Source organism: Acinetobacter sp. ANC_7512, assembly GCF_056779935.1.
Genome location: NZ_JBWYIX010000006.1, coordinates 76,799 through 89,733 on the forward strand (window position 1 = coordinate 76,799; position 12,935 = coordinate 89,733).

Genomic DNA, 12,935 nt, shown 5'->3' on the forward strand with positions numbered 1-12,935 from the left:
ATCGTTGAAATAAAAAAAGCCCTGAATATCAGGGCTTTTTTCAAATTCATACTTATGCAGATTTTGCTTCAGCAGGTGCAGATAACATATGACCTGTTTCTTCAAAATTAGAATGCCAAGAGAGCGCTTCTGTAAGTAGGTGAGGGGTTTGTCCACCTTTAGCACATGCACGATCGAAATAGTCGTTTAATGCATCTTTATACAATGGGTGAACACAGTTATCGATGATTGCACGTGCACGTTCACGCGGTGCAAGACCACGTAAATCAGCAAGACCTTGTTCAGTAACAAGAACGTCTACGTCATGACCTGTGTGATCTACGTGAGATGCCATCGGCACTACAGATGAAATGTCACCGCCTTTAGCGATTGATTTAGTCACGAAGATTGCGATATGCGCATTACGTGCGAAGTCACCTGAACCACCAATACCATTCATCATTTTTGAACCACATACGTGCGTAGAGTTCACATTGCCGTAGATGTCAAATTCAAGCGCAGTATTGATCCCGATAATCCCTAAACGGCGTACCAATTCTGGGTGGTTTGAAATTTCTTGAGGGCGTAATACAAGTTTGTCTTTGTATTGCTCAAGATTATTGAATACTTTTTCACCATAACGTGCAGAAAGTGTAATTGATGAGCCAGAAGCGAATTTCATTTTACCAGCATCAATTAATTCAAAAGTACAGTCTTGAAGTACTTCTGAGTACATGATGAGATCTTCAAAATTCGATTCTTTAAGACCCGTTAATACCGCATTGGCAATTGAACCAATACCTGCTTGTAATGGACCTAAATTTTTAGGAAGACGTTCTTCAGCGACTTCTTTTTCAAAGAATTCGATTAAGTGGTTTGCAATTGCTTGGGTCTCATCATCTGGTGCAGTCACTGTTGATGGAGAATCATGGAATTCGCTGTTAAATACGATGCCAACAATTTTAGCAGGATCGATATTAATTGCGTGTGTACCAATACGCTCATCGACTTGAGTGAGTGGAATCGGCTGACGTGTCGGACGATAAGATGGGATATAAATATCGTGCAAGCCTTCGAATGCTGGGCTTAAATTTGTGTTAATTTCAACAATTACTTTTTCTGCAAAGATTGCAAAGCTTGCTGAGTTACCTACTGAAGTCGTTGGAATGATGCCACCATCTTCAGTAATTGCTACAGCTTCGATTACAGCAATATCAGGCTTTTTCAATTGTTTATTACGCATTTGTTCAACAGTTTCTGACAAATGCTGATCAATAAACATTACTTCGCCTTTATTGATCGCCTTACGCAAAGTATTATCGACTTGGAAAGGTAGACGACGAGCCAATACGCCAGCTTCAGTTAACTGTTTATCTAAGTCATTACCCAAAGACGCACCAGTGATTAAAGTGATCTTTAAAGGGTTTGTATGAGCGCGTTTTACCAATGCCAATGGAACTGCTTTAGCTTCACCAGCACGCGTGAAACCACTCATACCTACGGTCATGCCATCTTCAATAAACGTTGAAGCTTGTTCAGCTGAAATGACTTTTTCATGAAGTGACTCTAAACGAATGCGATCTAAAGACATGGTTTACTCTTCTCTTGATATTCTGGATCTGGCACCGATTGTACCGATCAAGCGAGCCATTTTGCATACCTGTTAGGCTAAGGTCTAATTTTTTCAAAAAATGCGGATATAAAGATATATTATGGTTTGTAAGATATTGTTTTTTATTTTTAATTTTCATTGTGGTGAATAATTAAACCAATTCAACCGTTCAACTATTCACCATTCATCAAAATCGTTCGGTGATGGTTTGCCTGATTTTATCTAAGGTGCTATTGGTTGAAATATCAGCAACTTGAGGTGTTGAAAGGGGCAGTAGAATGATAGCTTCAAGACCTCCTTCAGGACGATTATGAATTTTTAATTCACCTTCATGAATATCGACAATTCGTTTTACAATGGCTAAACCAAGACCACTCCCTTGGATGGTACGTGCTTCATTGCCACGTACAAAAGGTTGCATAAGGTCTGCAATTTGATCTTCTGGGATTCCATCACCGTGATCAGCAACACAAATTTTTAGATGATCTCCCTCGACTTTCGCACTTAGCTCAATGGGTTCAGCACCATAACGCTTAGAATTATTAATTAAGTTACCAATTAAGCGCTTGAGGGAAAGCGAACGAGCAGTAATCAGTGGGAGTTCTTCTGGTTCAAAGCGAATATCCAGGGGTTTAAACTGAATAACCAATTCTTGCAAAAGGGTATTGATATTGGTTTCTTTTAGGTCTTCATCTGAACCATCACGCATGTAAGAAATAAACTGATTAAGAATGGCATCCATATCATCCACATCAAAGATTAAGCCTTCTTTCAAGAAGTCATCATCTGACATCATTTCAGCACTCAGTCGAATTCGAGTGAGCGGGGTTCTTAAATCATGTGAAATACCAGCCAACATAATTTGACGATCACGTTCAGTGAGCTCCAATGTATAAATCATATGATTAAAGGCTTGGTTGACTTGGCGGATTTCCAAAGGTCCGTGGTTCGTCTCAAGATAGGGGGCTTTTCCAGTTTTACTGTAGCTATTTGCTGCATTTTGCAGTCGGCGTAGTGGGCGATTGAGCTGTCTCACTAAAGTTAAGATAATCATGGCTGAAATCAGCGGTACGCCAAGAAACCATGCCAAAATCAATTCGGGGCTATAATTTGCATAAGTTTTTAACGGTTCTTGAACCCAATTCCCGTTCATTTCTGGGGTTTGAATCCAAATACGTGGGCTAGGTTTAAATTGGAAATAGACGGTGACCTCAGGCACGTCGAGCTCTTTGGCCAAACGTTTTTCAACTTGGTTCGTAAAGAATTCAGCAATGACTTTATCGCGCTGGTTGGGGAACGCAGCAGGGTCTGTAACGTATTCAATTCCAACACGCTGTTTTAACCATGTGTCAACATCAAGTTCAGTGTCACCATGAAAAATTCGAAGGTCGGGGTTGTTGATAATTTCGAGTTCAACCGCAAGGTAGCGTGCATGCTGTTGAATCTCTGGTAAATAGAGGGTTTTCCAAAAAAACCAAAGTGACATAAACAGACTAAAGAACACCACAAAAACAACCAAAACTGTTGTTCGCATTGCAGCGGAGCGCGGCTTGATTTTGTCAAGAAAGCGTTCCCATTTCGTTCGTTTTCGCTCTGAATACGCAACAAATTCATTAAATTTTTGTGGGTCAATAGGATCAAGTTTCACGGTCTAACCTGAGAGTTTGGGCTGAAAAAGAATAAGTGCATGTAATTGTTTAATACATAAAATAAAGACCCCGACATCATTGATGGCGGAGTCCATTGTTTAAAAAATTATTCTGCACCATCTGGTACGAATACGTATCCCACACCCCACACCGTTTGAATATAGCGTGCACGAGCCGGATTTTCCTCGATTAAACGACGTAAACGAGAAACTTGAACATCAATAGAGCGTTCCATTGCTCCCCATTCACGACCACGTGCCAAATTCATTAATTTATCACGTGTCAACGGTTCACGAGGATGTTGCACCAATGCTTTGAGTACTGCGAATTCACCAGTAGTTAAGGTCACCACTTGACCCTCACGAGTCAATGTTCGAGTCGATAGATCGAGTGACCAAGGACCAAATGAAACCACTTCAACATTCTGGCTTGGTGCCCCAGGAACCTCACGCACTTGTCGACGTAGTACAGCTCGGATACGAGCTAACAATTCATTTGGGTTGAATGGTTTTGGTAGATAGTCATCAGCACCTGCTTCAAGCCCTGCAATACGATCAGAGTCGCTACCACGTGCAGTGAGCATAATAATAGGCGTGTCAATGTTAGACTGCCTTAAACGACGACAAATGCTCAAACCATCTTCTACAGGAAGCATAAAATCTAAAACGATGAGCGAGAAAAGTTCACGTTGTAATAACCGATCCATTTGCGTGGCATCATGTGCGGTTTTAACCACAAAACCTTTATCTTCTAAAAACCGTTGTAAAAGGGTACGAAGACGCACATCATCGTCGACGACCAGAATGCGTTCAACTCTGTCAGTGTCATTGTGTACTACATCAGTATTTTCAGCAGGTACAACTAAACTCATGATGCACTCCCTTAAAAGTTGTATTTATAAATAGTCATTTGTCTCAGTATAATGCCTAAGTTCTTGTTAAGACTATGTATCAAATTGCTCAAAATTACAATTTTAAGTGTGTTCTGAAACCAAATCACAACATGTATTGACCTGTTTTTAAGCAAATAATTTAAAATAAAATCGCTATTCAATATGAAGCTAATTTGAAGTGCTATTGAAAGCAAAAAATTGACATCAAAATCAGAAAAATAAAGTGATTATAAAGAGTTAAATGTTTTAGTTCATTGTCAAAGTGATGACACAATGAGGCATTACACTCAAATAATTGATCAGAGACTTCACCAGAAGCTTTTTCTTTGGGAGATAAAACTAGAAAAATTGAGACTTTTATTTAAAATTTCATTGCAAATATTCAAAACAATTGTGGATTTTATAGTCTCGGTCTTTATAATCACTAACTTTTAGTCCTTATCCTTGTGGAATTTAACACGATGACTGACTTAGTTCAGCAGTTGGCAAGTGAACTTGCCGTACGTCCAAACCAAGTAGAAGCTGCCATTAAGCTGATTGATGAAGGTTCTAGTGTTCCATTTATTGCACGTTACCGTAAAGAAGTAACTCAAGGCTTAGACGATACGCAGTTACGTCAACTGGATACCCGATTAACTTACCTTCGTGATTTATTTGAACGCCGTGAAAAGGTCATTGAATCACTGAAAGAACAAAATAAACTCACGGATGATTTGTTAGCTCGCGTCAATGCCGTTGAAACAAAAAATGCATTAGAAGAAATTTACGCACCGTATCGTCCAAAACGTACGAGTAAATCATTTAAAGCAAAAGAGGCTGGTTTAGGCCCAATCGCTGAAAAAATCTATAATGAAAATGTTGAACCTGCAGAAGCTTTAGCAGGATTTAATCATGAAGATTATCCTGATTTAGAGAGTCAATTAGACGCTGTTCAGCATATTCTCATTGATGACTGGGCACAAAATATTGCACTCACGACAGAGCTTAAAGCGATGTTTGCAAAAACAGCAGTGTTAAAAAGCTTAGTTGCTAGTGAAGAGAAAAAAGAAGTTGGTAAAAAATTCCGTGACTACTTCGATTTTTCTGAAAACTTAAACAAAGTTCCATCACATCGCTTATTGGCAATGTTACGTGGACGTCAAGAGAATGTACTCGGTCTAAAAGTTGATGGTGAAAATGATGCTCCTTTGGCGCGCATTGAAACTGAATACAATCTTGATCAAGTTCAACCTCAAGCCCGTCAAGATTTTCTGAAGCAAACTGCAAAATTATTCTGGCTCGGCAAAGTCCGGCCTACAATTGAGCATTCACTTCTGACAGAAAAGCGTTTGGCTGCTGAAGCAGAAGCAATGCAAGTATTTGCAGAAAATTTACGTCATTTACTTTTATCTGCACCAGCAGGTTCACGTACTACTTTAGGTGTGGATCCTGGTATCCGTACAGGTGTGAAATTGGCTGTCGTGAATGCATCTGGAGATGTACTGGCACACAGCACGATTTATCCATTCGCACCTAAAGAAGATAAAGAAGGCTCAATCAATGAATTGGCACGTTTATGTCGTGAATTCAATGTTGAGCTAATTGCTATTGGTAACGGTACCGCGAGTCGTGAAACAGAAGCTGTTGTTGTGGAAATGATGGCTGCTCATGCTGATCTTAAATTAACGCGCGTGTCTGTATCTGAAGCAGGTGCTTCAGTATATTCAGCATCTGAATTGGCTTCACAAGAATTACCAGATTTAGACGTATCGATTCGTGGTGCAGTATCTATTGCGCGTCGTTTACAAGATCCATTGGCTGAACTTGTGAAGATTGATCCTAAATCAATTGGTGTAGGTCAATATCAACATGATGTGAATCAAACAGGCTTGGCAAAAACGCTTGAAGCTGTAGTGGAAGACTGTGTGAACTCAGTTGGTGTAGATGTGAATACAGCATCTTCAGCGATTTTGGGTTACATCGCAGGATTAAACAAATCTATAGCACAGCAAATTGTAGACTACCGTAAAGAGAATGGTCGTTTTGATAATCGTCAAGATTTGAAAAAAGTACCACGCTTAGGTGAGCGTACTTTTGAGCAAGCTGCAGGTTTCTTACGTATTCAAGACGGTTCAGAGCCATTGGATGCTTCAGCAGTTCATCCTGAGTCTTATGGTTTAGTCAACAAGATTGTTGAAGCGAAAGCGACCACTGTAAAAGATATTATTGGCAATACTGAAATCATTCGTCAGGTTAAACCTGAAGAGTTTGTTGATGACAAATTTGGTTTACCAACGATCCAAGATGTTTTGGCGGAGCTTGAAAAACCAGGTCGTGATCCACGTCCAGAGTTCCGTACAGCGAAGTTTCGTGATGACATTACTGAGGTTTCACAACTGACTGAAGGCTTAGAGCTTGAAGGTGTAGTGACCAATGTAACGAACTTTGGTGCATTTGTTGATGTTGGTGTTCATCAAGATGGTTTAGTTCATATTTCAGAACTAGCGAATGAATTTATTTCTGATCCACATAAGTTTGTGAAACCAGGGCAAATTGTTCAAGTGCGTGTGTTACAAGTTGATGTGGAACGTAATCGTGTTAATTTATCGATGCGCCCTGCAGGATCTGAAGCACCTGCGAAGGCACCGCGCCAGCCACGTCGTGAAACTCATGGCCAGCAAGAGCAACGTGGTGAGCGTAAACCACACGCGAAGCGTCCTCAGCAAGCACGTCCACAGGGTGATCGCCCACAACATGCGAAAAAACCTCAGCAGCAGAAACCACAAGAACAGAAGATTGGTGGTTTAGGTGCATTATTATTACAAGCAGGGGTTAAAGGTTCGAAGTAATCTTTAATCAGGTAAAAAACCTCCCATATGGGAGGTTTTTTTATGCTTATGTTTTTAAATAAATGAAGAACATCAAGGTGATTTATTTTAAATGTAAACTTTAAGATGGTATAAAACAACAAGAAAAACTTAATAATCAATTCACTTCAAAATTATTTTTAACTTTATAAGTCATATAATTAAGAGAAATTAAACATGAGTATATCTCAAAATAACGAGCTGAAACCTCGATTTTATAATCGTGATTTGCTCTCAGGTCTGGTTGTTTTCCTTGTTGCACTTCCGCTTTGTTTGGGCATAGCTCATGCATCAGGTGCACCACTCATTTCAGGCATTATTGCTGGCGTGATTGGTGGAATCGTTGTTGGTTTTTTTAGTGGCTCACATATCAGTGTATCTGGTCCCGCTGCAGGCTTAGTGGCGATTGTATTGACCCAAATTGAATTACTACAAGGTAATTATCAAGCCTTTTTGTTCACATTGTTTTTAGCTGGAATTTTACAAATATTATTTGGTATTTTTAGGTTAGGTGTTTTCTCAAATTTCGTACCCACCAATGTGATTTTGGGATTGCTTGCCGCGATTGGTCTGTTACTGATTATCAGTCAATTACCTAAATTGATTGGTTTGGATGTCAAAGGCTTTGTTTTGATTGATCAATGGTCAATTCAATCTGTACTGAGTCATATTGATATTGGCTCAGGATTAATTGGTCTAAGTTGTATTGCGTTAATCCTACTGTGGGATAGTAGTAAATTAAAAAAACTGCCACTGCCTTCAGCCTTGATTGCGGTGATATTTGCTGGACTTCTTAACTTTATCATGTTGAAAATCGGCTCTCCATATGCAGTAAACCCTCAACAATTGATTAATCTTCCGAATATCTTTTCTGGTTCAGAAACGATTTTCCAGTTTCCAGATTTTTCGTATTGGAATAATAGTTTAATTTATACGGGTGCAATTACATTAGCGGTGGTAGCTTCTCTTGAAACACTATTGAATTTAGAAGCTGCCGATAAGATGGATCCACAAAAGCGCTCATCACCACCGAATCGTGAATTATTTGCACAGGGTGTTGGAAACTCTATGTCAGGATTGATCGGTGGTATGCCGATTACCTCAGTCATTGTTCGTAGTTCAGTGAATGCAACCAGTGGAGCTAAAACCAAATTTTCTGCAATCTTTCATGGTTTTTTACTGATTGTTGCAGTGGTGGCGCTCACCCCATTAATCAATGCGATACCGCTATCTTCATTGGCAGCAATCTTAATCTTGACTGGATTTAAATTGGCAACACCAAGCCTATTTAAACGGATTTATGCGCAAGGTTGGAAACAATTTTTACCTTTTATTGTCACGGTAGTTGCAATCATTGCAACTGATTTACTGAAAGGCATCATGATTGGTCTAGTGATCAGTTTATTGATTATCTTACAGAGTCATTTACACCGTGGTGTACGTGTGATCCATGAAAAACACTTGCATGGTTCACTTACCCGTATTGAATTAGCACCGAATTTAAGTTTTTTAAATCGTGCCGCACTCGTCACCGCTTTAGAAAAAGTTAAACCGCATGAAAATGTGCTAATCGATGCATCCAATACCTATTATATTGATCCAGATATCTATCAAATTATTAAGGACTTTCAAAGTGAAGTGGCGGTAAAGCAGGGGATAAAAGTTAATTTACAAGGTTTTAAAGCACATTATCCTGAAATAAAAGAGGACGAGCTCGATCTTGATGTGAGTACGCAAGAACTCCAAAAACAGCTCAGTCCTGATCAAGTTTTACAGATGCTAAAAGACGGGAACTTGCGTTTTATTAATCATCAGCGTTTACACCATAATATTGCTCGCCAAATTCAAGTTACGTCAAATGCAGGGCAACATCCTATTGCTGCAGTGTTGGGTTGTATGGATTCTAGAGCACCGACAGAGCGCATTTTTGATGTAGGAATCGGTGATTTATTCAGTTTGCGTATTGCTGGAAATATTGCTGGTCAAAAAGTCGTGGGCTCTTTAGAGTTTGCATGTAAAACCAAAGGTTCAAAACTGATCGTGGTATTGGGGCATACGGACTGTGGTGCGGTAGGATCTGCTTGTCATTTATTTGAGCAAAAAGTGGATTTGAGTCAACTAAAAGATACACCGAACGTTCAGCATTTTTTGAAGCCGATTATGCAGGCGGCGGAAACAGTCAAAAATGATATGAGTAATTATCAACTTACAACCAATTTTATTGATGCTGTAACTGTGCTAAATGTGCGAAATAATATTAATTATATTATTAAAAATAGTGACACGCTAAGAGACATGATTGAGCGTAAAGAGATTGGGATTGTTGGCGCAATCTATGATGTGAAATCTGGTCAAGTCAACTTTTTATCTTAAATGATCTCATTTCATCAGTAAGTGATATTAAAAACCTCCCAAATGGGAGGTTTTTAATTTATCCATTAATCATGGGGACAATCCAGCTGGTTAAGATCAGTAAAATCCCGAGATGACCTAATTTTCGTGAAATTTTTACGAATTTTGGAACTGATAGTTCGATCTTTTGTGCATAGTCTTGTAGGTTGGTAGCTTTAGTTTGGCGGCTATGCCACAAGAATACGGCAAGATCGATACAGATGAGAATAGTGCCCACATCAGCAACAACGTCTAAAACTTTAAATTCTTGAGTATAAAAACCGAGACTAACTTGATAAATGAGGAATATCGCAAATGCGATGGCTGCACATTGCAGCACTAAAGCTAAACCACGCATAAGTACAAAGCATAAAATCAATAAGATGCAAGGTTTATAACATAACTCTACCGCCTAACGAATGATCTCAAAATTTTTTTTACGCCTATATTTGAACTCAATCATGATTAGCACTAAATAAGATTCGGCAAGATCAAGCTGAATGCGATAGTGCCTAAACCTATTTTTGACAAATGGTATGCATAAGACTTTGGTGCTTTGGCATCATTCATCTGCTGTTGATCCAATTCAGTTTTATTTTGAGCATCGGCTGGTTTTATGTTGAATCCCAGCTCAAGCAAAATTAAAAATAAACCTAGTTGTAATAAGGTGTCGAATGAGTAATGTTGCTGAATAATCATGCTCATGATTTGAGTAAAAATCAAAACAGCAACTGCTAGAAAAAATAATCTAAAAAAATAAATTTGAGCCATGACAAACTCCTATTTTATGCTTTGATCATGGCGTTTAATTCTTAAAGAATAATTAAAATCACACAGTGAAAATGTAACAAGATCATTTCACAAAGTATTTAAATTAACTTGTTCTATCACCAATGTTCACCAGGAAATAGTCGTGCATATGCACGCTGTACAATGTTTAATTTCTCTTGGCGACCGACAGAAGCAGTAGAGCTTGGAAATAAATTAAATCCAATCGACATCAATTTATTATTAATATCAGGTGCAATCGCATAAGTAATTGATGCAAGTTTTCCAAGACCAGTCGCTACCTTTTTTGGACGGTTCACAATAGCACCAGCGATTAAATCTGCAGCTTGATTCGGTGAAAGTGCTGGCACGTATTTATATATTTTAGTTGGAGCGATCATCGGCGTTCTGACCAAAGGCATGTAGACCGAGGTGATAGCGATATTATGCGCATGTACTTCAGCTGATAGGCAACGGCTAAATGCATCCAATGCAGCTTTTGAAGCGACATATGCAGAGAAGCGTGTAGCATTGGCTAATACACCAATTGAACTAATATTAATAATATGTCCACGTTCACGGTCTATCATATGTGGAAGGACATTTAAAATGAGGCGAACAGCACCAAAATAGTTGAGTTGCATCGTGCGTTCAAAATCATGAAAACGGTCGATGGACTCATGGACTGCACGGCGAATCGAACGACCTGCGTTATTAATTAGAATATCAATATGTGTGATGCTATTGAAGATTTGTTGCGTTACAGCATCGATTGAACTCATATCATTCAAATCACAAGGAAAAATGTCAGCTTTTCCCCCTTTTTGCTCAATCTCATATTTTACTTGTTGTAAAGTTTCCTCAGTTCGTGCCACCAATAATACATGCGCACCTGCCGCAGCCAATTGATGTGCAACAGTTAAACCGATACCACTGGACGCGCCTGTAATCAGAATATTTTTTCCATGGACACGTTTTTTAAAACGCTGTTCTAATTTTTTATTCACTTCATTCTCCCTGTAAATGCAATGAATTGTGCAACACGTATTTTCTAACGTGTCATACAAATCAGCATAGTGGAAAAATGAAAATAAACCATGGCATAAGTTTATGAATTTATTGTAAAATTTAGAGTAAATGCTCTAATTTTTTGTTGTGGTAATAGGAGTAAAAAAAACTGAAAAAGATGATATGGTAAATGAGGATAAAGCCCCAGTCATGAGGCTTTATTTCTAATGTATTACCAAGATTAAACTTGAGCGAGCGCTTGTTCTAGGTCGGCAATTAAATCGTCCGCATGTTCGATTCCAATGGATAAGCGAACCATATCCGTAGAAACGCCAGCAGCTTTTAACTCTTCTTCATTCAGTTGGCGATGCGTTGTAGTTGCTGGGTGACATGCTAAGCTTTTTGCATCACCGATATTCACCAATCGTGTGAATAATTGTAGGGCATCTATAAAGCGAGTTCCGCCTGCTAAGCCATCCTGTACACCAAATGAAAGAATTGCTGAAGGTTTGCCCTTAACGTATTTCTGAGCTAAAGCATGTTGCGGGTGATCAGGTAGTCCTGCGTAATTTACCCATTTTACTTTTGGATGAGCTTGTAAATATTGAGCAACTTTTAAAGCATTTTCAGTATGACGTTCCATACGTAAACTTAATGTTTCTAAACCTTGCAGGATTAAGAAAACATTTTGTGGGCTAATCGCTGCACCTGTGTTGCGTAATGGCACGACACGAGCACGTGCAATATAAGCTGCTTCACCAAGCGCTTCGACATAGTTCACGCCGTGATAGCTTGGATCGGGCGTATTTAACGCTTTAAAACGATCTGGATATTTACCCCAAGGGAATTTACCGCTGTCAACAATGATACCGCCGATCGAATTACCATGTCCGCCGATGTACTTGGTTAGAGAGTGAACAACAATATCTGCACCAAATTCAAAAGATTTTTGAAGCACTGGTGTAGCAACTGTATTGTCCACAATTACAGGAATGCCAAGTTCATGTGCAAGCTTAGAAATCGCTTCTAAATCAATAATATTGCCGAGTGGATTACCAATAGACTCAACGAAGACTAATTTAGTTTTTTCATCAACAAGTGCTCGCAAACTTTCTGGATTTTGATAATCGAAGAAGCGCACTTCGATCCCTTGTTTTGGTAGCGTATGTGCAAATAAATTATATGTACCACCATAAAGTGTAGATACAGAAGCGATATTGTCCCCAGCTTCAGCAATGGTTTGAATGGCATAGGTAATGGCTGCCATACCTGATGCAAGTGCTAATGCGCCGATCCCACCTTCGAGTGCTGCAATACGTTGTTCAAGCACAGCATTCGTTGGGTTCATAATCCGTGTATAAATATTCCCAGAGACCTTTAAATCGAATAGGTCTGCGCCATGTTGCGTATTATCAAATGAGTAAGACGTCGTTTGATAAATGGGTACCGCAACTGCTTTAGTCGTTGGTTCAGGTGAGTATCCAGCATGGATGGCGAGGGTTTCGTCCTTATATGTCATTTTGAGATCTTCTTGTGGTTTAAAAATTGTTCAATGAGAATATAGCACCCTAATCATATTATAAAATTTATAAAATATTGAAAAAGTTATCTAAAATTCTCATATGTTGCTCATTTAAAAGCCATATTCTTGTGCACTTTGAATGGTAAGTTTGATGAAAAAATAAACTTGTAACATTCCTTGCAAGTTCGGGCGTATGGCTTATGTTTTTATCGTATTCATCGTATAATGCTCCCTAATTATTTGTCCGCGATTTGTGTTTACAGCGGAT

The 12,935-nt window shown here is 39.0% G+C and carries 9 protein-coding genes; 2 read left to right on the forward strand and 7 right to left on the reverse strand.

Annotation, left to right across the window (positions count from 1 at the left end; all coding sequences use genetic code 11):
• Positions 1-52: 52 nt before the first annotated feature.
• The 3 genes from AC1M9H_RS07480 to ompR all read right to left on the reverse strand — a co-directional run bounded on the left by AC1M9H_RS07480 (position 53) and on the right by ompR (position 4,111).
• Entirely contained in the window at positions 53-1,570 is a 1,518-nt protein-coding gene (locus AC1M9H_RS07480) for an acetyl-CoA hydrolase/transferase family protein (protein ID WP_092767310.1), read from the reverse strand.
• A 208-nt stretch (positions 1,571-1,778) separates the two neighbouring features.
• Positions 1,779-3,239: an ATP-binding protein gene (locus AC1M9H_RS07485; protein WP_092767308.1), complete on the reverse strand. Its 1,461-nt coding sequence runs from the start codon at positions 3,237-3,239 to the stop codon at positions 1,779-1,781.
• A gap of 107 nt (positions 3,240-3,346) precedes the next feature.
• A complete protein-coding gene (gene ompR, locus AC1M9H_RS07490) occupies positions 3,347-4,111 on the reverse strand; it encodes an osmolarity response regulator transcription factor OmpR (protein ID WP_035263934.1) in 765 nt (254 codons plus the stop codon).
• 482 nt (positions 4,112-4,593) lie between these two features.
• Here ompR and AC1M9H_RS07495 point away from each other — a divergent pair, with 482 nt between their 5' ends.
• Both AC1M9H_RS07495 and AC1M9H_RS07500 read left to right on the forward strand, forming a co-directional pair.
• On the forward strand, positions 4,594-6,960 hold the full coding sequence (locus AC1M9H_RS07495) for a Tex family protein (protein WP_481590433.1): 2,367 nt from the start codon (positions 4,594-4,596) through the stop codon (positions 6,958-6,960).
• 195 nt (positions 6,961-7,155) lie between these two features.
• Positions 7,156-9,351 carry a bifunctional SulP family inorganic anion transporter/carbonic anhydrase gene (locus AC1M9H_RS07500; protein WP_481607868.1) on the forward strand — a complete coding sequence of 732 codons (2,196 nt, stop codon included), beginning with the start codon at positions 7,156-7,158 and terminating at the stop codon, positions 9,349-9,351.
• Between the two features lie 58 nt (positions 9,352-9,409).
• On the opposite strand, the gene AC1M9H_RS07505 is transcribed toward AC1M9H_RS07500, so the two are convergent.
• The 4 genes from AC1M9H_RS07505 to AC1M9H_RS07520 all read right to left on the reverse strand — a co-directional run bounded on the left by AC1M9H_RS07505 (position 9,410) and on the right by AC1M9H_RS07520 (position 12,664).
• Positions 9,410-9,727, reverse strand: coding sequence for a hypothetical protein (locus AC1M9H_RS07505; RefSeq protein WP_481613093.1), 318 nt, complete (start codon positions 9,725-9,727; stop codon positions 9,410-9,412).
• A gap of 113 nt (positions 9,728-9,840) precedes the next feature.
• Complete coding sequence (locus tag AC1M9H_RS07510) at positions 9,841-10,140, reverse strand: hypothetical protein (RefSeq protein ID WP_481613094.1); 300 nt, start codon at positions 10,138-10,140, stop codon at positions 9,841-9,843.
• A 116-nt stretch (positions 10,141-10,256) separates the two neighbouring features.
• Complete coding sequence (locus AC1M9H_RS07515; protein WP_481613095.1) at positions 10,257-11,144, reverse strand: SDR family NAD(P)-dependent oxidoreductase; 888 nt, start codon at positions 11,142-11,144, stop codon at positions 10,257-10,259.
• Between the two features lie 242 nt (positions 11,145-11,386).
• The gene (locus AC1M9H_RS07520; RefSeq protein ID WP_481613096.1) at positions 11,387-12,664 is read right to left on the reverse strand and encodes an O-acetylhomoserine aminocarboxypropyltransferase/cysteine synthase family protein; all 1,278 of its coding nucleotides are present in this window, start codon (positions 12,662-12,664) and stop codon (positions 11,387-11,389) included.
• Positions 12,665-12,935 lie beyond the last annotated feature (271 nt).